This window comes from Bradyrhizobium icense, assembly GCF_001693385.1.
Taxonomy (GTDB): Bacteria; Pseudomonadota; Alphaproteobacteria; order Rhizobiales; family Xanthobacteraceae; genus Bradyrhizobium; species Bradyrhizobium icense.
The window spans coordinates 3,739,998-3,763,974 of sequence record NZ_CP016428.1 but is presented as its reverse complement, the minus strand read 5'-3'; the positions used below and the strand labels follow the sequence as shown (position 1 = coordinate 3,763,974).

The 23,977-nt window shown below is 61.7% G+C and carries 23 protein-coding genes and 2 pseudogenes; 8 read left to right on the top strand and 17 right to left on the bottom strand.

The features are described 5' to 3' along the window. Window positions 1–8 precede the first annotated feature (8 nt). From LMTR13_RS17705 to LMTR13_RS17690, 4 genes are all read right to left on the bottom strand, one after another. Window positions 9–449: a DUF1489 family protein gene (locus tag LMTR13_RS17705; protein ID WP_057848543.1), complete on the bottom strand. Its 441-nt coding sequence runs from the start codon at window positions 447–449 to the stop codon at window positions 9–11. 56 nt (window positions 450–505) lie between these two features. Further along, window positions 506–1,486: a hypothetical protein gene (locus tag LMTR13_RS17700; protein WP_065728960.1), complete on the bottom strand. Its 981-nt coding sequence runs from the start codon at window positions 1,484–1,486 to the stop codon at window positions 506–508. 151 nt (window positions 1,487–1,637) lie between these two features. Beyond that, window positions 1,638–1,841, bottom strand: a complete 204-nt coding sequence (locus tag LMTR13_RS17695; protein WP_108517906.1) for a hypothetical protein — start codon at window positions 1,839–1,841, stop codon at window positions 1,638–1,640. Window positions 1,842–2,126: 285 nt separating this feature from the next. Next, window positions 2,127–2,783, bottom strand: a complete 657-nt coding sequence (locus tag LMTR13_RS17690; protein ID WP_065728959.1) for a glutathione S-transferase family protein — start codon at window positions 2,781–2,783, stop codon at window positions 2,127–2,129. Between the two features lie 102 nt (window positions 2,784–2,885). On the opposite strand from LMTR13_RS17690, the gene LMTR13_RS17685 reads away from it, so the two are divergent. Then, window positions 2,886–3,563, top strand: coding sequence for a DUF599 domain-containing protein (locus tag LMTR13_RS17685; RefSeq protein WP_065728958.1), 678 nt, complete (start codon window positions 2,886–2,888; stop codon window positions 3,561–3,563). Window positions 3,564–3,809: 246 nt separating this feature from the next. Beyond that, entirely contained in the window at window positions 3,810–4,622 is an 813-nt protein-coding gene (locus tag LMTR13_RS17680) for a phytanoyl-CoA dioxygenase family protein (RefSeq protein WP_065728957.1), read from the top strand. Between the two features lie 68 nt (window positions 4,623–4,690). Here the strand turns inward: LMTR13_RS17680 and LMTR13_RS43690 are convergent. The 6 genes and pseudogenes from LMTR13_RS43690 to mgtE all read right to left on the bottom strand — a co-directional run. Beyond that, window positions 4,691–4,841, bottom strand: a pseudogene (locus tag LMTR13_RS43690) (cell envelope biogenesis protein TolA); the annotation flags it as partial. 17 nt (window positions 4,842–4,858) lie between these two features. After that, window positions 4,859–5,083 carry a hypothetical protein gene (locus LMTR13_RS17675; RefSeq protein ID WP_065728956.1) on the bottom strand — a complete coding sequence of 75 codons (225 nt, stop codon included), beginning with the start codon at window positions 5,081–5,083 and terminating at the stop codon, window positions 4,859–4,861. 222 nt (window positions 5,084–5,305) lie between these two features. After that, window positions 5,306–6,181 (bottom strand): hypothetical protein, encoded by an 876-nt coding sequence (locus LMTR13_RS17670; RefSeq protein WP_236843424.1) that lies wholly within the window; start codon window positions 6,179–6,181, stop codon window positions 5,306–5,308. A gap of 21 nt (window positions 6,182–6,202) precedes the next feature. Continuing rightward, complete coding sequence (locus LMTR13_RS17665; RefSeq protein WP_065728955.1) at window positions 6,203–7,021, bottom strand: aldo/keto reductase; 819 nt, start codon at window positions 7,019–7,021, stop codon at window positions 6,203–6,205. 115 nt (window positions 7,022–7,136) lie between these two features. Continuing rightward, window positions 7,137–7,472, bottom strand: coding sequence for a helix-turn-helix domain-containing protein (locus LMTR13_RS17660; protein WP_065732770.1), 336 nt, complete (start codon window positions 7,470–7,472; stop codon window positions 7,137–7,139). 146 nt (window positions 7,473–7,618) lie between these two features. Further along, window positions 7,619–9,055 carry a magnesium transporter gene (gene mgtE, locus LMTR13_RS17655; protein ID WP_065728954.1) on the bottom strand — a complete coding sequence of 479 codons (1,437 nt, stop codon included), beginning with the start codon at window positions 9,053–9,055 and terminating at the stop codon, window positions 7,619–7,621. 231 nt (window positions 9,056–9,286) lie between these two features. Between mgtE and LMTR13_RS17650 the strand changes: the two genes are divergently transcribed. Then, window positions 9,287–9,562: a hypothetical protein gene (locus LMTR13_RS17650; protein ID WP_065728953.1), complete on the top strand. Its 276-nt coding sequence runs from the start codon at window positions 9,287–9,289 to the stop codon at window positions 9,560–9,562. A gap of 134 nt (window positions 9,563–9,696) precedes the next feature. After that, window positions 9,697–11,043, top strand: coding sequence for a polysaccharide deacetylase family protein (locus LMTR13_RS17645; RefSeq protein WP_065728952.1), 1,347 nt, complete (start codon window positions 9,697–9,699; stop codon window positions 11,041–11,043). Between the two features lie 36 nt (window positions 11,044–11,079). On the opposite strand, the gene LMTR13_RS17640 is transcribed toward LMTR13_RS17645, so the two are convergent. Together LMTR13_RS17640 and LMTR13_RS17630 are read right to left on the bottom strand one after the other, a co-directional pair. Further along, window positions 11,080–11,454 (bottom strand): hypothetical protein, encoded by a 375-nt coding sequence (locus LMTR13_RS17640; RefSeq protein WP_065728951.1) that lies wholly within the window; start codon window positions 11,452–11,454, stop codon window positions 11,080–11,082. A gap of 466 nt (window positions 11,455–11,920) precedes the next feature. After that, entirely contained in the window at window positions 11,921–12,346 is a 426-nt protein-coding gene (locus tag LMTR13_RS17630) for a hypothetical protein (protein ID WP_197521123.1), read from the bottom strand. 308 nt (window positions 12,347–12,654) lie between these two features. On the opposite strand from LMTR13_RS17630, the gene LMTR13_RS42570 reads away from it, so the two are divergent. Further along, window positions 12,655–13,428: a hypothetical protein gene (locus tag LMTR13_RS42570; RefSeq protein WP_236843421.1), complete on the top strand. Its 774-nt coding sequence runs from the start codon at window positions 12,655–12,657 to the stop codon at window positions 13,426–13,428. A gap of 224 nt (window positions 13,429–13,652) precedes the next feature. On the opposite strand, the gene LMTR13_RS17620 is transcribed toward LMTR13_RS42570, so the two are convergent. After that, entirely contained in the window at window positions 13,653–13,898 is a 246-nt protein-coding gene (locus LMTR13_RS17620; protein WP_156795664.1) for a hypothetical protein, read from the bottom strand. Between the two features lie 1,716 nt (window positions 13,899–15,614). Between LMTR13_RS17620 and LMTR13_RS17615 the strand changes: the two genes are divergently transcribed. Beyond that, window positions 15,615–19,118 (top strand): LuxR C-terminal-related transcriptional regulator, encoded by a 3,504-nt coding sequence (locus LMTR13_RS17615; RefSeq protein ID WP_065728947.1) that lies wholly within the window; start codon window positions 15,615–15,617, stop codon window positions 19,116–19,118. 127 nt (window positions 19,119–19,245) lie between these two features. Here the strand turns inward: LMTR13_RS17615 and LMTR13_RS17610 are convergent, their stop codons facing one another. The 3 genes from LMTR13_RS17610 to LMTR13_RS41735 all read right to left on the bottom strand — a co-directional run bounded on the left by LMTR13_RS17610 (window position 19,246) and on the right by LMTR13_RS41735 (window position 21,113). Then, on the bottom strand, window positions 19,246–19,467 hold the full coding sequence (locus LMTR13_RS17610) for a hypothetical protein (RefSeq protein ID WP_065728946.1): 222 nt from the start codon (window positions 19,465–19,467) through the stop codon (window positions 19,246–19,248). A gap of 338 nt (window positions 19,468–19,805) precedes the next feature. Next, the gene (locus LMTR13_RS17605) at window positions 19,806–20,633 is read right to left on the bottom strand and encodes a hypothetical protein (protein WP_156795663.1); all 828 of its coding nucleotides are present in this window, start codon (window positions 20,631–20,633) and stop codon (window positions 19,806–19,808) included. Window positions 20,634–20,909: 276 nt separating this feature from the next. Further along, a complete protein-coding gene (locus LMTR13_RS41735; RefSeq protein WP_197521122.1) occupies window positions 20,910–21,113 on the bottom strand; it encodes a hypothetical protein in 204 nt (67 codons plus the stop codon). A 117-nt stretch (window positions 21,114–21,230) separates the two neighbouring features. Here LMTR13_RS41735 and LMTR13_RS17600 point away from each other — a divergent pair, with 117 nt between their 5' ends. Together LMTR13_RS17600 and LMTR13_RS17595 are read left to right on the top strand one after the other, a co-directional pair. After that, window positions 21,231–22,292: a serine hydrolase domain-containing protein gene (locus LMTR13_RS17600; protein ID WP_197521121.1), complete on the top strand. Its 1,062-nt coding sequence runs from the start codon at window positions 21,231–21,233 to the stop codon at window positions 22,290–22,292. Between the two features lie 250 nt (window positions 22,293–22,542). Continuing rightward, window positions 22,543–23,685 carry a DUF2235 domain-containing protein gene (locus tag LMTR13_RS17595; RefSeq protein WP_083219081.1) on the top strand — a complete coding sequence of 381 codons (1,143 nt, stop codon included), beginning with the start codon at window positions 22,543–22,545 and terminating at the stop codon, window positions 23,683–23,685. 122 nt (window positions 23,686–23,807) lie between these two features. Here LMTR13_RS17595 and LMTR13_RS43365 read toward each other — a convergent pair. After that, window positions 23,808–23,939, bottom strand: a pseudogene (locus tag LMTR13_RS43365) (helix-turn-helix domain-containing protein); the annotation flags it as partial. Window positions 23,940–23,977: the final 38 nt, after the last annotated feature.

Genomic DNA, 23,977 nt, shown 5'->3' with positions numbered 1-23,977 from the left:
AGGCCCAATCAGAGCAGCCCCAGATCGCGCAATTCGCGCCGCATCGGTTCCGGCATCGCGGCGACGCTGGCGGCGGAGGATTTGGTGAGGTCCGGGGGTGCTGCGTCCTCGGTCAAATAGCGCCAGCCCTGGAACGGGCGCATCGGCCGTGGCGAGACTGCAAACACCTTGGGCTGCATCACCAGGCGGCACCGCCCGATACCGTCCTTGTCGCGGAACGGCTCGATCGCGATGATCTTTTCGCGCGCGGCGATTTCACCCTTGATTACCCAGTAGAGCGAGCCGCCGGCGAGGATTTCGCCGTCGCGCTTCGGCGTCATCCGCGTGATGTGGACGTGACGAAGCGGCAGACCCTTTTTCTTGGCGGTTGCCATGCGTTCGGCAACCCACCCTTTGAGTTCTTTGACCGACTCGCAGCCAACGGCGAGCTTGATGAGGTGAAGCGGCATGATCCCGCCGATGTAGCGGCCCAGGCGCGCTTTGAAAAGATCGCTCCTCGTGGAGATCACTGCTCGTTGTCGGCAGTCCCCGAAGCCGACGGCGCAAGCTGGACTGGTGCCGCGGTGGCTGGCCGTTTCGGTGGCGCTGGCGGCTTCTTGGAGGCGGCCAATGCCGGTGAGGGTGACGCTGATGGTGCCGGCGGCGGCGCCGCGGCCGGGCGAGACGCGGCTGGCGATGCCGGCGCAGCAATGGCCGGTGGCGACGGCTTCGCCGGCGGCTCGGGCGTCATGATACTGACGGGCGGAGTGGAGGCTGAGGTTGGGAATTCGGCGTTGGTCGGCTTCCCTGTGGGCATGGAAGGCGGCAACGCCGCGACCAGACCCGCCGCGGCCTGCGCCGGCGCGTTCCACGACGACGAGTGGCGCATGACGAGGCTTTCGTAGACCCGATCTTCCATGTTGGCCGCGATCTGGCGCGTCTCGCTCAGCGACCGGAACGCGGGGCAGGCCGCTGGCGTACAACGGTCGCGCGCCATCAGCACATAGGCCATCAACCCGTAACGGTCGCGCTCGACGGCGCGGCGCAGCGCCAGCAGGTCGGAACCGGCGCCCTTGTTCGCGGTGGCGACATCGCCGAGCGAAGTCAACAGCGTGATCTGCGAGGCGGCGTAGGCGACCGCCGCCGCCACCGACTCGGCCGAACCGAACAGTACCTTCTCGCATGCGGCCAGCACGGCATCACCGGCAAGCTCGTCGATACAGGAAAGCTGCGGCAATGCAGCGGTGGCCGTCAAAACCGGGCGAGGAGCATCCGCTGACTGAACCGCATTTGCCGTGCCGAAGCCACGGAAGGTCACGGCTCCCGCGACGCCGATCGCAAGCAGCGTGATGAGCGCCAGCACGCCGTTGGCTACGGATCTCTCCGAGCGCAGCAGCGTGATCAGAACGATCATCCCGACAAAGCCGGCGGTGGCTAGTGTCAGGTACAACGGAAGATTCGGCGAGCGCCAGATCTGATCCAGCGAAGCAGCCCAGGCCCAGTTCATGCGCGGTGTCCCTTAACGCAGCATCAAACGCGATCGAAACACGAATGCGCCTTTGTCGCATTCGCATTTCGGCAGAATGGTTCTGCGAACGGGGCCTTTTGACGGCGCTTCGAAGGGAACTCCGTCAGCCGGCTGCTTGCACACAACTGTTTCAGGAAATCGCGAGCTGGCTTTCCTTGGCGACCCGTTCGAAAGCTTCGGTCGAGCTTTTGATGCGATACTGGCAGTCGTCGCCATCGGTCGGCAACAGCCGGATCACCTCATAGGTGCCGCTGGCGGCCGGACGGGCAACATTGCTGGCAGTAAAATAGACAGTCTCTCCAACGGAGTACTTATGCTTCAACGCCCTCTCCATCACGCAAGAACGCCGGCCGCGCTCACGGTCCCGCTAGCTTTCGGCCGACTTGAGAACCCTGCGGCAACCTAGCACAGGCCATCGCCCAAAGGCCAGCGGCATTGAGGCATGGCAAATGCGCAAATTCCGCATGTTTTTCAGGGCGATAAGCGTTAATCCTCGGAGTTCCCAGGAATCCGCAGGCCCAGCGTCGAAGCCGTCTTTCCCAAAATCGGACAGTCCGGCGGCAGGTTGAATGGAGTGTCGCAGGCCGGGGAGCCGCAGCGCCGCCGGCCCGGTCCCTGGTCACACCGTCTCGAACCGTTCGATCACGAGCGTTTCGGCAAGGCCGGCGCGGGTCCATTCCTGGAATGCCGGCAACGACATCATTGCATCGAAATAGTGTTTCGCCTCGCCCCTCACCTCAATCGCATAGGTGCGAAAGCGATGCACCACCGGCGCAAACATCGCGTCTGCCCCGCAGAGCGCACCGAACAGGAACGGTCCGTCCTTGCCGTAACGGCGATGACAATCGGACCAGATCTCCTGAATGCGCGCCACGTTGGCGCGTGCATCGTCCGACAGATCGACCGCGCCGACTGGACGGTGCAGGTTCATGCCGCATTCGTTGCGCAGCGGCATGAAGCCCGAATGCATTTCCGCCGAAATCGAACGCGCATGCGCCCGGCGGGCGCGCTCTTCCGGCCACAGCTTCGCCTGCGGATATTTCTCGGCGAGATACTCGATGATCGCGAGCGAATCCCACACCGTCACGTCGCCGTCGATCAGCGCCGGCACTTTGCCCGAATCCGAAAAGTTCACGATCCGGTCCTTGTCGGCCTTGTCGTTGGTGTAGAGCGGGATGAACACCTCCTCAAAGGGGATGTCATTGGCGCGCAGCGCCAGCCATGGCCGCATCGACCATGATGAATAGTTCTTGTTGCCGATGACCAATTTCAACATTTGCGGGGAAATCCTGTTGCGACCGGCATATTGCCATAGTGCACCGCACACGTCCAACCTGTACATCACGATCGCACAAGCCATCACTGGGGATGCCGCCACATGGGCGCCTATTGGGTCGATATCGCCGCCGTCGCGTTCTTCATCGTCGAATGGCTGGCCTATGGCTTCACGCTCGAGCACACGGCTTACGGCCGCAGCAGCCTGTCGGCGCGCATGAACGCCTATCGCGAGGTCTGGGTGCGCAACATGCTCGACCGCGAGGCGCGGATGGTCGACATGCAGATCATGGCCTCGCTGCAGAACGGCACGGCCTTCTTCGCCTCCACCAGCCTGATCGCGATTGGCGGTGGGCTGGCGCTGTTGCGCGCCACCAACGACGCCTTGGCCGTGCTTCGCGAGTTGCCGGTCGATCTCACCCCCTCGCCCGCGCTGTGGGAGATCAAATGCGTCGGGCTGATCCTGATCTTCATCTACGCCTTCTTCAAATTCGCCTGGTCGTATCGCCTGTTCAACTATGTCGCGATCCTGCTCGGCGCGATGCCGCCCTCCTCGCAGCGCGACACGGCGGAGGCCGAAGCCCATGTGATGCGCACGACACGCCTGTTCGAGGCGGCGGGGAGGCATTTCAACCGTGGCCAGCGCGCGTTCTTCTTCGCGCTCGGTTATCTCGGCTGGTTCGTCAGCCCCTGGGTGTTGCTGCTGACGACCGCGCTCGTCGTCATTGTGACCTGGCGGCGGCAGTTCGCCTCGAACGCCTGGCGCGCGATGGGAAACTGACGAGCCGGTGGCTTTGTTGATACCTCAACCCGTGTGTGTTATTTCCCCGGCCACCATGATGATGACCCGCATCTTCAATATCGCTTCGGCCTTCTCCCTCAGCCGCTGACGGCTTGCCCGCGCCAGCGGGCGGAAACGAGCGTGTCCGTGCCGTTTTCGGCGCCGGCGCGACTCAAGGACCGAATGAGCCGACCCATCCTCGCTGCACGAGATGATGTTGGCTGGCCAAGCGACATGAGGATTTTCATGCCTTCCAATACAATTCGACACGTGCGCGCGCTCAGCGACGCACAACTGGATCAGTTTGTCCAAGACGGGTTTGTCCGGCTGGACAACGCTTTCCCTCGGCGTCTTGCCGAGGAAGGCCGCGCCATTCTCTGGCGCGACACCGGATGCGATCCCGTTGACAAGAAGACCTGGACGCGGCCGGTGATCCGGCTCGGCTATTACGGACAGGAGCCGTTTCGGGAAGCGGTGAACACGCCGGTGCTCCACGCAGCCTTCGACCAGCTCGTTGGAAGCGGTCGCTGGCGGCCACGCGCGGACCTCGGCAGTTTTCCGGTGCGCTTCCCGCACGCCGACGATCCCGGCGACACCGGCTGGCACGTCGATCTCAGCTTCCCCAGCCCGTCGGATGACCGAGACGAGCGGAATGATTTCTCCTCGTGGCGGGTCAACGTGACATCGCGCGGCCGCGCGCTGCTGATGCTCTTCCTGTTTTCCGATGTTGGCGAACCGGATGCGCCGACCCGCATCCGGGTGGGCTCGCACCTCGATATGGCGCGATTGCTCCAACCTGCGGGCGAGGCCGGCATGTCGCACCTGATGCTCGCCGACGTGGCGGCCGATCATCCGGAAGCGCTGGCCGTCGGAGAGCCCGGCACGGTCTATTTATGCCATCCCTTCCTGATCCATGCCGCGCAACCGCACCGCGGTTCGAGGCCGCGCTTCATGGCGCAGCCGCCCCTGCACCCGGCCGAAGCTGTCCGGCTGGAACGGGAGGACGGCGAATATTCGCCGGTTGAAATGGCGATCCGGCGCGCGTTGCATCCGGACTAAGAAGCGAGTTGATGCCGTCCGGGTCGGCGGTTTCGAACCGGACGGCGCTCACTCATTAGCCGCTTGTAAAATCCTGCGGGCGTAGAGCTGAGATCGAGCACCTTCCATTCGCCGTAGCGGTCCGCGGGCAGCATGGCATAGGGCTGGCAGGCCGCGCCGGCATCAGCAGCGGTCCCCTCATGGAGCGCTGGCCTCGATCAGGATCGGCTCGGCGGCGAGCAGGAGCGGTTTCAAATTCAGATGGTGGCCCCGGCAAGCAAGAAAGCAGCGCCAAGCGCGACCAGCACGAGACCGGGCCAGTTCAATTTGAGCCCAAAGCCGCCAGCCGGTCTTTCAGGTTCCAGGGTGTCGCTGGAGCGAAGTCGCCTTCTGCCGCTTAGCCGGTCACGCCAGATTGGCTGAAACGCCATCTGCAACACCCCGACGAAAACAAGAAGCACACCAAGCCATATGAGTGTCATGCTCGTCTCCCGCCAGTGAATGGCCCGCAAGACCGGCTAGCGTCGAGGCCCGCCTTCCCCCTTCGATTGTCTTTCAACGTCCGGCCGATGCTCTCGGGCGATATCATTTCGTATCATCCCGTTTCGACGGCCGCAGTTCCATTTGGCCTTATGAGAGCGACCTTTACCTCTCCTCTTTTGCGCCGCATGATCGAATGATCGAGCGGCAAGTGAGTTCACGCGCTAGGACGCAGAAAAATCCTGCGGCGTAAAGCTGAGGTCGAGCACCTTCCATTCGCCGTAGCGGTCCACCGGCAGCATGGCATAGGGCTGGCAGGCCGAAAGCGCCCGGATGGCGCCCTGCATCAGCAATGGTCCCTTCATGGAGGCGCTGGCCTCGATCAGGATCGGCTCGGCGGCGAGCCGGCCGTCCGGCGTCATCAAGACCCGCAGCTTGACCCTGACGTCGTCGGCGCCCGATAGCGCGGCCGGCAGTTTCGAGCAGGTCTTGAGGTGTCGCCGGAATTCCGCGATCACGGCGCTCGAGATGTCGGCGGCTTCGGTCGCCGGCCCATCGAAATTGTCGTCGCCCTTGTTGCGGGCTTGCGCCGGAGCCTGTGGCTGCAGCGAGAGGTCGGGCGGCAGGCCAAGCAGCACCTGATACTTGATCGAAACATCCGGCTCGGGCGGCCTGTAGGCCGGCGCCGTCGTTGGTGGCGGCAGCGACGCAACCGGCTGCGGCTCGGCCGCGCGTGGCGTGGCAAGTGCAGCCTGCTGCTGTGATCGCGGCTGTTGCTGCTCCGGCGCTGGAGGTGGATTGGCAGCGGGCTTTTCCAGCAGCGAGAAATCAGGCTGCGGCGACTGCGCCGGTTCCGGCCTGCTCTCGGCGACTTGCTGTTCAGCTTGCCTTGGCTGTTCGGGAACTTCGTGTGGCGTCACGATCTCGACCGGAACCTGCTCGGCGGTCACCGTGCCGAACGGATGCACCTCCGAAAACAGCAGCACCAGCGTCAGCAGCGACACATGCGCGATCGCCGACGCTGTGATGTCAGATGGTATGATCCGCCGCAGCTCCATCGCATTCGCAACGATGTTCGATATTCCGTAGCCTGCCAGCATAGCGTTCGGCGGCCCGGCTCCTCAATCCCATTTCGGCGCAAAGCCGAAATCCGTGAGCCGGCCGCCCGCGCTGCCCATGGCGGAAATCTCCTGCATGTCTTCTTCCGACAGCTCGAAATCGAAGATCTCGATGTTCTCCGAGAGCCGCTCGAGCTTCGAGGTGCGCGGAATTGCCGCCACGCCCTGCTGCACCAGCCAGCGCAGGCAAATTTGCGCCGCCGTCTTGCGATAGCGTTCGCCGATCCGCTGCATCGCGCGATCGCTTTTGATGCGCCCCCTGACGACCGGACTATAGGCTACCAGCGCCATGCCATGACCCGCGCAAGCTTCCTTCACCTTGGTCTGGTCGAGATAGGGATGGTACTCGACCTGGTCGCAGACCAGCGGTTCCGGGCATGCCGCCACCGCCTCCTCGATCAAGGCCACGGTGAAATTGGACACGCCGATATGCCGCGCGAGCCCTTGCTGCCTGATCCGTGCCAGCGCACCCAGCGTCTCCACCAGCGGCACCTGCGGGTTCGGCCAGTGCAGCAGCAACAGATCGACCTCGGTCAGGCGTAGCCGCACCAGGCTTTCCTTGGCAGAACGCTCCAGATCGTGGGGCGCGAAATGCGAGGGCCAGACCTTGGTGGTGAGAAAAACCTGATCGCGCTTCACACCCGCAGCCCGCAGCCCCTCGCCGACCTCGCGTTCGTTGTCATACACCTGTGCGGTGTCGATGTGGCGATAGCCGAGCCGCAATGCCTGCTCGACGATCCGCGCGCAGGCGCGTCCACGCAATTCCCAGGTACCCAGCCCGATCGCCGGAATTCTTGCGCCATTGGCTTCGACAAACAGCATGGGTTGTATCCGCGGACCGCCCCCATTATGGGCTGCGGAAACAGCCGTGCCAACAGATTGCGCCTTGGCCGGAGCGAATTCCGGCTCGCGTGTAGAAAACGCGCCAAACCAAGTGCTAGGCGGGCGACGGTTCCGTGGCCAGCGCCGCGAAAACGGTTTCCGGCGAATGAGCGATCACAGCGAGCAGCGCTCGCGCCGGCCCGCGCGGTACGCGCTTGCCCTGCTCCCAATTCCGAATGGTTTCGACGGGCACGCCTAGCCGCGCCGCGAATTCGATCTGGGTCAGGCAGGCACGACGACGAAGGTCACGCACGGCGGGCAGCGCGGCTTCGCCTGGCGTTGCGTCAGGCATGACGGTCGCAGTTAAAGGCATCGTCGGCGCAAGCGGAAACTCCTGCCCATCTCGCAGTTCGACGATCCGTCCGTCCGCTTTCAGCCGCAAGCGCTGCATGTTGACCTCGTGGGCCAACATCATCGGCGAAGCGCCTTAAGGTCCGATTAACGATAAATGAGGCCGTGTTTGACGCGTTTTCTTCACGCGAACCGGAATCCACCCACGGATCAAGTCCGAGGGCATGCTTCGCTTGAAACGCTATGTTACTTCAGCCCGAACCACAGCGTGGCAATACCGAGGAACGAGAAGAAGCCGACCACGTCGGTGATGGTTGTGACGAAGGTTCCCGAGGCCACTGCCGGATCGGCACGCACGCGTTCCAGCACCATCGGGATCAAGATGCCGCCGAGCGCACCGGCAACCAGGTTGCAGATGATGGCCAGCCCGATCACGACACCCAGGCCCGGGATCTTGAACCATGCCACCGCGGCAACGCCGGTGATGACGGCAAAGGCGAGGCCGTTGACCAGGCCGACCATTGCCTCGCGCATGACGACCCGGAAGGCGTTGTTGGAACCGAGCTCGCGGGTCGCCAGCGCACGCACCGCCACCGTCATGGTCTGGGTCGCAGCATTACCGCCCTGGCTGGCCACGATCGGAGCCAGCACGGCGAGCGCCACCATCTTCTCGAGCTGGCCCTCGAACAGGCCGAGCACGGAGGACGCCAGAAATGCGGTCGCCAGATTGACCAGGAGCCAGTTGAATCGGCCACGCGCGATGGTCCAGACATTGTCGGACAATTCTTCGTCGCTGGTGACGCCGCCGAGCGCCTTCAGGTCTTCATCGGCCTCTTCCTCGATGACGTCGACGACATCGTCGATGGTGATGACGCCGACCAGCCGGTTGGTGGTATCGACGACGGGTGCCGCGACCAGGTTATACTTGCCGAACATCCGAGCGACCTCTTCCTGGTCGTCCAGCACCGAGACCCGGCGGCGGTCTTCCTCGATCAGGTCGACGAGCGGCACCGGCCGGCGCGCCCGCAACAGGGTGTCGAGCGAAACCGCGCCCTGCCAGTGCTGTTCGGAATCGACCGCGTAGATCTCGTAGAAGCGGTCGGGCAGATCGGGCGTGTCGCGCATGTAGTCGATCGCCTGCCCGACGGTCCAATCCGGCGGCACCGCGATAAACTCGGTCTGCATCCGGCGGCCGGCGGAATTTTCCGGATAGAGCAGCACGCGCTCGATTGCGACGCGCTCAGGCGGCGGCAGTTTCTCGAGGATCTCTTCCTGGTCTTCCTCGTCGAGGCCCTGGAGCAACTGGACGGCGTCATCTGACTCCAGTTCGCGGACGCCCTCGGCAACCGTCTCCGGTTCGAGTTCCTCGAGGATCTCCTCGCGGACGGCGTCGTCGACCTCGTTGAGCGCCGAGAAGTCGAAATCGGTGCCCGTGATCTCGACGAGGGTGACACGGTCCTCGGGCTCGAGGGCCGCGATCAAATCGCCGAGATCAGCCTCGTGCAGTTCCGCCACCACCTCGCACAACAGCGGCCGGTCGGCGGCGTGGATCGCGCGCGCAATCTCCTCGACGAACTCGCGGCGGAGCTGCCCCTCCTCGTCCCGCATCAGGAGATGGTCGAGCACCGATCCCTGACCCGGTCCCGCTTCGGCGGCTTGGGCAACGTCGATATTCTCGGCCATGCCACGCCCTCGCCGGTTTGACAGAATGAGCGAACTCGTCTGAGCTACGCTGCACGCATTACCCAATCGGCTGCGCTAAGCGCAATGCCAAATATCACCAGCGGCAAATGACCCGGAAATTCGGCGCGGCGCTGTGCTCGGCGGTTGCGACATTCATGACCCTGGCTGCGGCGGCGACGGCCGCCGAATGTCCCCGCAAGGACGCGCTCGGCACCTCACGCGTCCTCGCGGGTGGACGCCGCTACCTACCCGCGCGTGGGTCTCAAGAGCTTTGCACGGACGCTTCCGCTGGAAGACCGGGAGGGTGGTGCTGACCTTCGACGACGGACCGAACTGCTCACCGACCGGCTGCAAATTGCCCGCAAGGGCATCATCCTGCTGCACGATCCGAAGGCGCAGACCGCTGTGATGCTGCCGGCCTTCCTGCGCTACCTCCGCGATAACAGCTATCGCGTGGTCCACGTCGTCCCGGCAGATGCCAAAACCGTGTCCGGCAAGGCACATTAAGGCCAAAATCGGCATGAAGTTCAGTCGATTAAAGCACCATTCATCGCGTCTCGTGTAAGCATGGTCCGCGCGAAGAAAGATTGAACCTTGGTGCTGGTCATCAGGACCAAGGGTTGGAATGAAGCCGGTGTTCAATGATTGCTAGCGTATTCGAAGTTCGCCGAGAGCGGCGATGGGCCGCCTTGTGCATGGGAGCGCTGGCCTGCCTCACCGTACAAGCAGCTTCCGCCGCCGAGTGCCCCGGTCATCCCGACGCCATCGGCACGTCACGCACCATCGTCGTCGATCCGCGCGCCTATCCCATCATCGGCACCATGCAGTATGGCAAGACGCTGCCGCTCGAAGACCATGAGGTGGTGCTGACCTTCGACGACGGACCGCTGCCGAAATACAGCAACCAGATTCTCGATATTCTCGCCGCCCACTGCGCGAAGGCGACCTTCTTCCTGGTCGGCAGCCAAGCCAACGCCAGTCCGGAAGGCGTGCGCAAGGTTCGCGATGCCGGACACACGGTCGCCACCCACAGCCAGAATCATCCCGCCGGCATGGATCGCCTGCCGTTCGACCGCTCCAAACAGGAGATCGAACAAGGCATCGCATCGGTGACCGCGGCGCTCGGCGATGGTACCGCGCCCGCGCCGTTTCTGCGCATTCCCGGCCTACGCCGCACCGACGAGATCGAGAAATTCGCCGCTTCCAAGGGACTTCAGCTCTGGAGCGCCGATTTCCCGGCCGATGACTGGCGCGATGTGTCCGCCGCACGCGTTTATGAGCTGGCGCTCAAGCGGCTGGAGGCCAAGGGAAAAGGCATCCTGCTGCTGCACGACATTCAGCCGCGCACGGTCACGGCGCTGCCGAAGATCCTGAGCGAACTGAAGGCGCGCGGCTATCGCATCGTCCATGTGATGCCGGCGACGCCGGAGCGTCCGGCGACGCCGACCGAGCCGCAGCAATGGCAGTTGCGTCCGCCGTCGGAAATGGTGGCGGGTTCGCGCTGGCCGAAGGTCTCGAAATTCGCTGTTGCCGGCCCCGCCGTGCTGCCCGTCCCTGCGTTGTCCGATCTCGACTGGCACACGGCCGATCTCGGCGCGCGCGTTTCGCGGCGGGGGCGCGGTGTATCCCTGCCACCGGCAACGCCTTGGCCGCGCCAAACGAGTTTGCCGCCGGTCGGCACGCTGGCCGCGCTGCCGATTCCGGCGGCGAGTGTTTTCAATATCCCGGAATCGACTCGCGTAGCCATGCTGGCCTTGTCCGCGCGGCGGACGACGTCGATTGCGCAAGTTCGGTCAACGGAAGTCTCCTCGGCAGGGCTCGCCGGGAAATCTCGTCGCCACGACCGCGCAACGACCGCTCAAGCGCCGGTACCTGCCGAGCAGGCCGCTCAGGCGCCGGAGGGCGCCAGCGGAGCCGCGCCGAAGCCGGCGGCACAAGCCAAACGGAATGCGCGGTCCGTTCGCGTTGCGGGCTTGAAAAAGCGCTGATCTGACGATGGGCACGCCCGCCGTCGCGACGAAGGCTCAACTGGCCACGATCTTGGCAATGCAGAGCAGGATGACGATGGCGAGAAACAGCAGATCGATATAGGCCTTGATCTCGCCGGCTTGGCGGAGCCCGCTGACCTCGGTGATGACCTGCTTGCGCGTAGACGTCGAATTCGGCCCCTCGCCCAGCGCCGCCACCAAACGCCGCGCCTCCAGTTCCAGCCGTTCGATGCGCTGGAAGAAGTGAAACGACCGCAGCGCGGATGCCGCGTGCATGCCGGCATAGACCAGCACGAGAACCGCGACGACCACGCGATGCTGGTACTTTTCGAGGAAATTCAGAGCAAAATAGACCAGCGCCAGGAACACGAAGTTCGAGAGGACTCGATAGGCGTAGCTCAGAAACAGCATGAAGATGCTCCGGGTGGTCTTGGTAGTGTCGAACGTTTTGGAAGCGCCGAACCGCGGCGAAGCCCGCGGGAATCAGCAGCCGGCCAGCTCATTCAGTTTAGGCGAACGGTGCGACGGCAGGGGCATCAACCCGCGCTTCGTCCTGCAGGAATTGCGGCAGCGTGTCATTGCGGACACGCACCTGCCTCACCTGGATCGATTGTGCCAGGCCAAGTCTGCAACTTGGGTGCGAGCACTGATCTGCCTGATCAGGCGTGCGGCCCGCAGCACCGATGTCGCGCGATCCCGACTGCCGGATATAGCAAAGAGGACCCGCCATTTGCGACGGGTACGAGTCTAGGGAGTAACTACAAAATAAGCTGATTCGCGGCACCAGCGTGTACCGCAATTCACACACGCTATTAGAAAAACCTGGCCTCCCGCCGGGACGGCAAACCCGATTGATGTTCCCGATTTCTCACGGCGGCTACAATTTGCCTTCGATCATCTTGAGTTTGACGGTCTCGCAGGTCTTGCGAACGTGCTCGGTAAAGATCGAGCATTCCTCGATGCGCTTGAAGATCTTTTTGGCTTCCTCACGATACGACGCTGCGGTATCGCGCATGAAGGCAATGGCATTGTGCACTTCGGCGGTCATTGCCTCGCATTTCTTCGCCGCATTGATCAGTTCTGCTCCCATGGCTTCGATTTCCTTCGCGGCGGCCTCATAGTCACGCACCACGGCCTCGGCCGTGAGCGCACCGACGCGCGTGACGCCCTCTTGATGCTCGACGTAGTCCGGCATCGGCCCCGATGGGGCCACCTTTATCGCAGGAAGGCTCCCCACGACATCTTCTTCAAGCTTGGCCAAATCCAGCGGCGCAGCTCTGTGAAGTCGTTCGATACTCGCCATCGGTCATTCTCCATCACTCGATGAAAAACCCCAGCGCGTGAGCATGGCGACCGATTCGTGGCGGAATCCTGCATGGAAGAAAGCAACGAAAAGGCGGACGTATGACCGCCGTGGGATGGCGCCTGGTCGCTTCTGTTCATCCGAAGCGGCACGGCTCACGCATTAACCATGCCGGCGCATCACGCTGCGCGTGGCCTAAGCTTAATGCGCATTTAACAGTTTTGCGTCATTGCTTGAGGCTCCAGCGCAACACCCCTTTCAAGCCGCAAGAATTGCGGGGCCGCACTCAGCCTCTTCAGGAGGATCGATTGAGGACGCTTCTTATTTGCGTGCTGGTTACCACCCTGGTCGGTTGTAGTAGCCAACAATCAACGCAGCCATCGTGTGTTGGCCTGAACCCGTTGGCCTGCCTGACCGCGGTTCATGTGCCGATTGAACCTGAATCGCGTGACAGCGATTCTGCCGTCACGAAACCGGTGTCCACCATCGCCTGGCGCGACGACAAGCCACCCCGATCTCAGGCGGACCACGCCGTCCGTCGAACCCCCAAGCCAATCAAGGTGGCGACGAAAGCTGCCATTCCCGTTCCGGTTCCTTCTCCGCGAGCGAACCAGCAGACAACGGGCAATGCCGTTGCTTCCCAGACGACACGAGCAAACTTCACCGATCCGCAGTCAACGACCGACGTGACAGAACGGCAGGTGGCGCACGCCTCCGCCGCCGCGGAGCGAATGTCGGTTCCGACGCTGGATTCGTCGCTGGACGCTCTCGTGGCCGTCCTTGTGGCGAGTCCCGACGTCGAGTCCGTCTCCGACCTGGCCGGTAAGGCAATTGCGATCGACGACAGGTATTCCGAGTCGTCGATCGGCCGCGTCAGGACGGCGATGATGGCAGCGGGCGCGCGCGAAGTTCAACTGAGCAAAGGTCAAACCACGGCGATCAATCGGCTGGTCAGCAAAGAAGTTTCGGCCGCGGTCGTCGGATTGGTCTCTGCCAGCGCCGCGGATAGCTTTCCTGAGATAGCGCGATATCGGACCTTCCAAATTCCGCTCAAACCTCGACCAAGCCCTGACAAGCCGTGACGGGTTTGCCCCTCGGAGACTCCGCTACCCTGTGACGGGTGCGGGCCGCCGAGCCAAAAACCCAACCTGATGTTGCCGCTCAAAGCGAGAAATGGCGCAGGGGCGAATCGCTGACGCCGCAAAAGCCCGGAGCACGCCTAGTGAGATCCTCACGTAGCTGGCCCGTCCGAGGCAGCCACCACGCCCGCCTATTGGCGGCAGAGCCTACCTTCTCATCTTTCGCTTCATTTCGTCGTCTGGCGCGTTTGGTCCGCCTCCGCCAGCGGCGCTACCGGATGTGCCTGCCGCTCCGCCTGTACCCGTTCCGCCTGCGGAGGCTCCACCCGCGCCAGAACCATCGCCGGTACCCCCGCCAGCAGCGGCGCCCCCACTACCCGTGCCACCAGCGCCTGCACCTGCGCCAGCACCACCCGCTCCGCCCCCTCCAGCGCCACCACCTTGTGCGACAGCCAACGTCGAGCCGAGCGCAAAGAACAATGCTAACGCGATCGCTGATACCTTCATGGTTGTCCTCCGTTGCACTTGTGCAAGCACCGGAAGTCTTCAGGCGACGCCTTCGTTCCTATTCCTGCTGCGCCAAATGCACCCATGGACGTTAGAAGAACGATTCCGCGCACGGCAGGGCAGAGCTGCCATCATGTAGCGCAGAGCTGGGGATGACATCTGGTTCAAAGAGGCCTCTTCGGCCCGAAGTTTCTCCGGTGGACCGCAGAGCCGAAACCAAAGGAAAAGTTGATTTTAATACTGGCGCGCTCGGATGACGCAGAAGATGTTAGCAACTTCAATAACTTGCGTGGATGGATTAATGGCGAAGTGCATTTCGCGCCGATGTGTTTTTCGAGCCAGCCCTCCCGCGCGTCGCCACCGATCCGCCAGACGGAAGCGGCTCATTGGGCCGTCCTTCTTCGTTCCCACGTCCAAGCGGCACGATCGCGCGCTCGTGTCGGATTCATGCCCCTCGATCCAAGCCCTTCTCGAAACTTGGGCGATTGCGGCCCGCCGTCGCGACGCTCCCCCATCCTCGCATCACGAGCCGGATGTGGGCATGTTCGACTTGCCACCGCCTCGGCAATGCAAGCCCCCGCCGGACCGTCCACTCAGTCAATCTATGGCGGATGCCATATTCAGACTGGTTGTGGCTCTTGGCAAAAATTCGTGCATGCTAGTCGAGCAGACGATCACCCTTGGGCAAATGCGGCAGTCCGGCGCTCGCCGGCTGCATGTGTTCTGCGGAGACTACGGTTGCTCGCATTCGGTTGTGATAGACGCTGACTGCTGGCCCGAGAGCCTGCGAGTGTCCGATCTGGAGGCCCTATTCGTCTGCTCGGTTTGCGGCCATCACGGCGCGGACGTGCGGCCGGATTGTCAGGGACCAGAACCTCGGCTCGCCAACGTCAATCGGTGAGAACATCTGCCGAGACCTGCGGTCTTCGTAGAACTACGCGGACAATTTAGGAACGAACTCTCGCGCCGGCGTACTACGGCCGCCTCACGGTCCGTCTTGCCAGCCGCCCCAGTCCCGGAGGCAGGTCTGCCATCCCCTGCGTTGGAGCACCACCAGGCGGCCGCGGCTTGGCTGGCCAGCGTGAGCGGGCTTCGCGATGAGCTGCAGCCTACTATACGAATGGTCGCCATCGCGCCGGCGCCGTGAAGACGAGGCTGAAACAGGGCGGCCTTACTGGTCATCTAATCTGCGAAGCTGAGCCAGTAACTCTGCCTCTAATTCACGAAGGTGAGCTGCCGTTGGTTCACTAACGTACTCTTTGGCAAGCTGTCTACAGCGTGCCAACTTTTCATGGATTGCCAATTCTTTTCGCTCGCGATCCATAAACGTAAGATACGGCAAGTGAGAAATGTTCAACACCAGTACACTATGACCAGCCGAGTACAACTGCGGTATGCAAATCAGCCATTTTCGCGTCCGGTCCAATCAAAGCTTGCAGTAGGATACAAAAAAGGTTCATTCTGAAGGCATGATATTTAAGAGTTCTAAGTGGGTTAGACGCATATCGCAGCGCACCAAGACGCAAACTGATGGCAGCTTTCTCGCCTTCCCCTCGGGGAATGAGTTATCCGGTTCAGAGATTGCGGCCGGCAACCCGGGCTGCCGGCGTCAGACAATTTAGACTTGGCGTTGGGGTAGCAAGAGGACTAAGGCACCGCGCTGGGCAGGCGAGGTCGAGCCCATGTTAGATGTGTCCGCGGACGAAGGAACATTCACGCGCTGCATCCGGCTGGTGATCGCAGATCGACAACCGATCGTTCTGCAGGGGTTGAGGTCGGTATTCGCAACACAGCACGACTTCGAGATTGTTGCATCGTGCAGCCGCGGAACAAGCTGCCTCGATGCGATTCGGAATTTGGCACCCGAAGTCGCGCTCGTTGCTAACACGTTGCCTGACCTGACGGTATCCGAGATCCTCGCCATTGCGAAAGCCGAGCATCTTCCCACTCGGCTGGTGTTCTTTGCCGAACCCGAAGGAGACGACGATCTCACAGCGGCAATCGCGGCCGGCGCTTGCAGTGCAATTTCGATTTACGCAAGCCCCGACACCATTCTGCGCTCCCTGAGGCTGATGACGGAGCGCACCAGTACGCGACCGAAACCGTCCCAAGACCTCTCGCCAAACGGAAAGGAAGTAGACGGCGCCAAAATCGAAAAAATGCTGAGGGTGCTCACGTGCCGCGAGCGCGAAATCGTACTACTGGTGGCCGAAGGTTTGTCTAACAAGGAGATTGCGCGCCAGCTGAACGTATCCCCAGGCACAGTCAAAGTACACCTCTACAACATATTTCAGAAGCTTGAAATCAGTAATAGGACCGTGCTCGCCACGATCGCGTTGTTACAACGATCCACCGGCTTCGGGACGCTCTCGCTCGCCGCTCTGGCGTTCGCAATGTTGAGCGACATCAGGACGTCGGACGCGAACAACACTTTCCTGGATGAGGACAGCACCGCCTACAAGGATCTTGAGCACTCCGTATTTGAGCTCTGCAAGAAAGCGATCCTTCGGCACGTCATCGTTGCCGATTCTGGCGAGACGGTCGCGCTCACCCAGCGAGGCTCCCCAATTAAGGTGGACCAAGTCACGCACTCGGCGGCGAGAATGGAAGAGCTGCACGCGGCTGAGCAGGCCGTCCTCTCTAACTTCCCGAGAGGCTACGGCCCGATTGGATCCGGCACGCCCTTTCTTTTCGTTTCCCCGCGGCTGCAAGCGATTAACCAGACCGGCAGCCCCACGGCGCAGCGGCAGTTCCCGCCGCTGGAGTTTGCCTCGAATCCGATAAAGAGTCATGGCGGCTATGGCGCCTTCAGCATAACGGCAGCCGGCGTGGGGATCATCTACACACTCGACAACTCCCATGCCGCAGTGCAGGTGCTCGACCCGGGCGATACGCTGATCGACACATCCACGGTCGCCACCCTGGATGGCGCCGCACAAGCGGCGACGATCACCATTCATGACGCCAGCCATGTAGACCCCAGCGATGTCGACAACCTGGCTTCGGGGCCAGTTGTCCACGACTTCCGCCTGCCGCTCGCGTTTGGACACGACGGCGTCGCAGGAGAAGGTAACGCGGCCCGCATAATCCATGGCGTCGCCGGTGAAGACACCCTCAACGGCACCGGCTTAGTGGATGCTATCTACGGACGCTCAGGGAACGACACGATCAAAGCTAGCGGTGGAGACGACACGATCTGCGGAGGATCCGGCAGCGACACCATCACTGGCAACAACGGCAGCGATACCATCATCGGCGGATATGGCGGTGACCAGCTGACGGGCAGCAAGGATGACATCTTTGTCTATCTTTCAGCGATCGATTCCAACTCTACCCAGTTCGACACAATCGTCGATTTCACATCGGGGGCGGACAAGATCAACCTGGCGGCTTTAGGCGCGCTGGCGTTCCTGCACATGACGTCAGCAAGCAAGTCCGTGCCGCCGCATACCCTCGCCTGGATCTACAACCCCATAAGCAATGAAACGATCATCTATGTGAATCCAACGGATCGCAGCCTTGATATCGGCGATCCGGGCCTGCTGGAAATCCATTTGCAGGGAGTTGTGTCCGTTGCAGAGTCGGATTTCGTCTACGAGCCCGAAGCGGCGACTGTCGGGGCGGCTTTGGAGGGAATCGATCCTACGCTGCTGGTGGCGACCGCAAGTGATGGGACCGTCCTCACGACGGGGAGCGCCGACGCTTCCAGCGATGGGGGGGCGAACGAGAGCACGCTGGTAACGGCTGGGATCTGGACCATGCCAGCCGACGACGGCTTGAGGTTCCATTTCGGGCGGGACCGGATCAGTTCAATCGTTTCGACCAAGCTCACCACTTTCGGCGACGATTCGGCTTATGCAACCGAAGAGAGCGACGCTGGTGCGGCTACTGTGTCGGCGCACGTATCATCGATCGAGCTTGCTCATAGCCACACATCTGTTCTGATCGAGGAAAATCGCACATTCAAGAAGGAGCCGGACCACGCGAACACCGGTGCTGTGACGACCGGGCATGGCAATGCGCACATTGCCGCCGGAACTGAACTTTTCGAGCTCGGCATGCCAAGCGCCGCAATCGTGGCCCCGGTCGCAGCCGCCGAGCCCGCCGAACCCAGCGTCGTAACGGGAAACAGCGGTAGCCACGGTAATCCGCAGCACGCTTCGCAGTCAGCCTCAGCAAAGGCATCGGAAGCCGCCGAGCTAGCCGAGCCGGGTAACGGTGTCGGCCACGGCAACGAGCAGCACGCCTCGAACTCGACGGTTGCGAAGGCGTCAGTGGCCGCCGAACCCAGCGTCGTAACGGCCAATATCGGTGGCCACAGTAATCCGCAGCACGCTTCGCAGTCAGCCTCCGCAAAGGCATCGGAAACCACCGAGCTGGCCGAGCTGGGTAACGGTGTCGGCCACGGCCACGAGCAGCACGCCTCGAACTCGACGGCTGCGAAGGCGTCAGTGGCCGCCGAACCCAGCGTCGTAACGGCCAATAACGGTAGCCACGGTAATCCGCAGCACGCTTCGCAGTCAGCCTCGGCAAAGGCACCGGAAGCCGCCAAACTGGCCGAACCGGGTAACGGTGTCGGCCACGGCAACGAGCAGCACGCCTCGAACTCGGCGGCTGCGAAGGCATCAGCGGCGTCCGTAGCGACAGAACCGGGCTTCATACCCGGCCACAGCAACTCGGAGCACCCTTCACACTCGGCCTCTGCAAAGTCATTGGAGGCCGACGAACTAACCGAACTGGGCGTCACGTCCGGCAACGGCGTCGGCCACAACAATTCGCACTCTTCACACTCCGCATACGCAAGCACTATGGAAGCGGCCGGGCCGGTCGAACCTGGCGTCGCACCGGGTAAAGGTGGCGGCCATGGCAACTCGCCGCACGCGGCGCACTCCGCCTCTGCGAACGCGTCAGCGGCCACCACCCAGCCGGCTGAATCCGCGTGGGGGACCGGCGGCGCCGGCCACGAACCGGCATTCCACTTCGAAAATCAGGCTCCCTCTTCCACCCCCACCGCGGCACTTGAGCTAGAAGAGCTTAACGATTCGCCCGTTCTCCTCCTTCACGGCGCCGAGCTTGCGGCAATCCTTGACATGGGCTCAGCTGCTATGGAGGAACACGCGGCCAGTCACGACAATAACGGTCGACACCATTCCACAGCACATTCGCCCCACGAACTGCTCACCTAAAAGTGTTGGCAGCGGAGTCCCCACGATCGCCGCGAGGCTGCCCGAGGGGGCTTGGCTCCCACCGGGATGCCGATTTTGAAAGTTGTCCCTTGGAGGGACAACGTCACGCACTCAAACGGTCTCGTACTCAATTTACGCCGTGCGTTTCCTGTCTGACCGTTTCCCAACGGGTTTCATCCAGCGCCTTCTTATAGTTGTCCGCGAACCTCTCAATGCTGTGAGCCCACATCCCCAGCATTGAGACCTGAAAAAGCATGATTGGCTTCAAGGCATTCATGCTGTTTTCGGTCGCGGCGGTGGTGCGCGGGTCGCGCGCGAAATGGCCTGCGTCAGAGGTCTTGTCTGCCATGCTGTTCGCTCCTTCGCACTGGTGTTATGGCCGAAACCTGAGCGTCGGGTTGTGCACTGCGTGATTTCAAGCATTGACGCAAGGCTTGATCTGCTGCGGCTCTCGCAGCCCGGTCGTCATGCAACTTGTCCAGGTTTCTCAAGTAAGCGACTGCAGCTATTTGCAAGAGAGCGAAATCATATTCGCCGGTATCACGAAGATCGGTGACGTAGCGATGGAGCGCGGAACGCCTGTTATCGTCCTCGCTGACACTGCTGTGGCGCAGCAAGTAGTCTCGCCAAGCGAATGCACACGCGCCCTCAATGGCCAGAGAAGTCATGGGCACCTCCCGATTTTTTCTAGAAAGACTGATCAGCCCTTTCGTTCCGCGACTTTGTCAGGCGTAATGTTGTTCCGCAGCCGCACTGTAGCGTGACGATACCCGCCGTTGACGGCGGGACTTCGCCTTCGACCCCGACGATGATCTGACCATTCGGCGCCAGCATCTGGATATTGCCGCCAAAGTCGGTCCGGATGTGCGCCCCTCCGAAAATGGTGATATCGCCCTTGCGTTGGATCGGAGCGCCATTGGCGTCTGTTTCACGGAACAGCGCTTCGATCGCCTCGCGACCACGCAAGTAAGAGCCGAAGCGCGTGCTCGCGGAATCGTTATATTCACGGCCGGAGAGCCGCAATTCCTCGTAATACACGTCACGCAGAAACACGCCTTGCTGCCCGGTCGGGAGGGTTAGGAAGAAGGCAAGCGCGTCGCCTTTGCCGCCCGAGAATACGAATGTGCGACCGTTGTGGACGAAGGGTCTCTGACCCGGCCCAAAGCGGTTCTGCAGCCAAGCAAATAATTCCTCGTCATAAGCCTTCGCAACCTTGCCGGCCTGATCTGCCAAGGGAATACCGGGCTGTGCAAGATTGGCCGGATCAAGATAGCGCGCCGCGAACGCGGCATAGTTGGGCCCAATTGCTCCGACGCCGGCCTGCACGACGATGTCGGCGCCGTGACGAAGATCCCCTGCGACCAGCGGGCCGATGCTGAGGAACGGACCGATGGAGCCTGGTCGGCCAGATAGATATTGCGGCCAGCCGTGACCTCCAATGTGCCCGGCCCAGCGATCTGATAGTTGTAGGCCTCGACAAAGATAATATCGCGACCGGCGGATACGCGCCAGCATCGCCTCAGTCACTGGTCTGGCGCTTTTACCGAGCGGTTGTGCCGCCGATTTGATGTCCTGCGCCCGCGAGCTGGTCCATACTCTCACTCAGATGCTCACGAGAGCATATTGATTGTTGCGCCGCAACAGTTGAACCAAACGATATCGTTCGTTTTCGCGGGAGCGATCGTGAATAAGTGTCTTCTGGTGACGATTCTTGTGGCTCTCACCGGCGCGACGGCGGCTGCGCAGGCTCCCACCAAAGACGCGCTCATCGCCCGCGCGAAATCATTCGAACTAGATACGCCCTATGTGCCGCCGCCAGGCGATCCCTTGACGCATCATGCCGCCGGATATGCCAAGGTCATGTGCTCCGCTGTGTTCATGACCGGCCTGGCGCCCGATTTCGCGGCCGAAAATGTTGGGTTTTTCACGGCGCCCTACGGACAGCGTGCGAAGCTCGGCAAGCCCGTCATCGATCGCGCCAACAAGGCGGTCCATGTCACGCTTCCTAACGGCGTGACCCGTACCGCCAAATATCTCGGGAGCCAGGGGTGCGTCACGTTCCCGACCGGCAAGAGCGCCATGAATTTCAAGCCGGTCACCGTCGAGAGCCGATTGCCCGATCCCGCGACCCAAATGTGGCCGATGGGCGACACGCTGCCGCAGGAGCCGCTGCCGACAGAGATCGATGCCGAGAAACTCAAAGCTGCCGTGAATGCAGCGTTCCAGCCGGTCGAAGGATTGACCGCGGCGTTCGTTGTGACGTGGAAAGGCCGTCTCATTGCCGAGCGCTACGCGGAAGGTGTTACGGCGCAGACGCCGCTCGAAAGCTGGTCCATGGGCAAGAGTGTTACGGCAGCGCTCTTTGGCATTCTGGTCAAAGACGGCGTCTATGAATTGGGCCAGCCGGCACCGATCCCTGAATGGCAAACGCCCGGCGACCCGCGCGCCAAAATACGCATCGCGGATCTCCTTCACATGTCGAGCGGGCTTCGGATCAGGGCGCCCCAAGACCCGGACTACGACCCATCCGGGCCTTACCCGGATCACGTTTATCTTTATACCGGCGGCATCAATTCTTTTCACTACGCGGCGACACGGCCATTGCAATGGCCTCCCAACACGGTCGGACGCTATCGCAACACCGATCCGGTCCTGATCAACTATCTGATCCGGCTCGGTGTCGAAAAACGCGGCGACGAATATCTCTCATTTCCTCAGCGGGCGCTGTTCGACAAGCTCGGTATGCATACGATGGTGATCGAAACTGATCCGTTCGGAAATTTTCTAGGGCAAGGTTATGAAGTGGCCTCCGGGCGCGATTGGGCGCGGCTTGGCAATCTCTATCTTCAGGGGGGCGTTTGGAACGGTGAGCGCATTCTCCCAGATGGCTACACCACATTCGTCAGCACGCTTGCGCCCGCTTGGGCAGCGGACAATCGGCCAATTTATGGAGCTTTTTTCTGGCTCAACGGCGACGGGCAATATCCAGTCCCGCGCGATGCCTATTACATGGCCGGCGCTGGCGGGCAGACCACGTTGATCATTCCCTCGCACGATCTCGTCGTCGTGCGTCTCGGGCACTATCGGGGCGCATTTTACGCCGCTTCAGGCTTCGACAAGGCGCTCGCGCTGTTGATCGAAGCGGTGCCAAAGGCAAAAAAGGCGCAGCGCTAAGAATTTGACAACAGAGGGCACCGCACAACCACTTTCGATGGAATAGAACACATAGATGAGCTGGGCAGGGATTTCGCCGCAAGAGATGCTTGCGGCCGCCTGCGGCTAGGGGAGGATCGCTACCGAGAAGCAGGAGCTCTGCTGCTTGGTCTGATACAGCCGCGACGGCTTCACTTCGCTTAGGGCTGGCCGTACATGTCCCAAAGCGCCGACTGATGCGTCCCGTTCAAGTAGAAAGCGGAGCTAGAATATGGCGAAGAACGTTGTGATACTTTCCGATGGAACTGGCCAAGGTGCAAGCATGCCAAAGGCGGTGCGCACCAACGTCTGGAAGCTATGGGACGCAACGGAAAAGGCTGCCCCTGCTCAACAGGTAACGTTCTATGACGAAGGGCTGGGCGCGGAGCACAAGCGCGAGTGGTGGCGTTGGGCGTACGATCTCGCCAGCCGGGCGACCGGCCTCGGAATCTCGCAAAATATCAAGGACTGCTATACAGCACTTATCGAATACTATGAACCGGGTGACCGCGTTTTTCTGTTCGGATTCAGCCGTGGCGCCTTTACCGTACGTAGTCTCGGCGGCGTGCTGTCGCTGTGTGGTATTCCACAACGCGACGCCGCGGGAAACAGTCCCCGCGACCCTCAGAATAAGAAGGGTCGATTGGCGCTTGTCGAGGAGGCTGTTGAGACGATCTATAAGCACTACGGAGGCGATAAGAAGCAAGAAGAGCGCATTGCCCTTGGCCTGGAGTATCGCAACCGCTACCAGTGCCTTTCCATCGATTCCGGCAACCCTCCCTTTCCCTATTTCATTGGAGTCTGGGACACCGTGCGCGCGCTAGGCATTCCAGGCTCGAGCGGATTGGTCTTGTGGCGTCACGCCTTCCACAATGCCTCGCTAAATCCCTACGTTCCCTACGGACGCCAAGCGCTCTCGATCGACGAAAACCGCGAAATCTTCGCGCCGGAGATTTGGGACGAGTCGGAAGAATCGCCGGAAGCCGAAGCGCGTGGTCGTATCAAGCAGGTTTGGTTTCCCGGCGTGCATTCCGACGTGGGCGGTGGCTATCGCGAGACTGGCCTATCCGATTTGGCGCTGGAGTGGATGATCAACGAGGCAATGGCAGTCGAGCATCCGCTCATCGTGGATATGACCAAGTTGAAATTGAAGCCGTCATACGAAGGCATCCAGCACGACGAGCGGACCGGATGGGGTCGCGCCTGGACCGAGGGCACCAGGGAAGGCGTACGAGACGGCAATGGGCCGGACATCCTGCATGAAGACTTTGTTCGCAATCGCTTTGGCTTAGCCAAGGCACGTTGCGTGACCGGCGACCAACCCTATCGTCCAAAGGCGCTGGCGAAGCACCGCGATTATTTGAGTTTCTATTGAATTTCAAATGGCGCACGAGGAAGGCCCTATACCTGCACAAGCAAACCGTCAGTAAACAGGTGCGCAACGGGACGAGAGAGAGGCGCCACTCTCAGAAATTCAATCTCGTATAGTTGTGATCGCTCAAAGCGGCCAGTCTTGTAGCGGTCGAAAATCTTGTACCCGGTTTTGCCGGATATGCCGAACTCCCGGCACACATCCGTCATCCCCTTTCCATCCTAGAAGCGGGCGAACACGCGAAGGCGTTCTTCCATGAAGTTCGCCGCAAGTTCGGATTGATCAGGCCGGACGG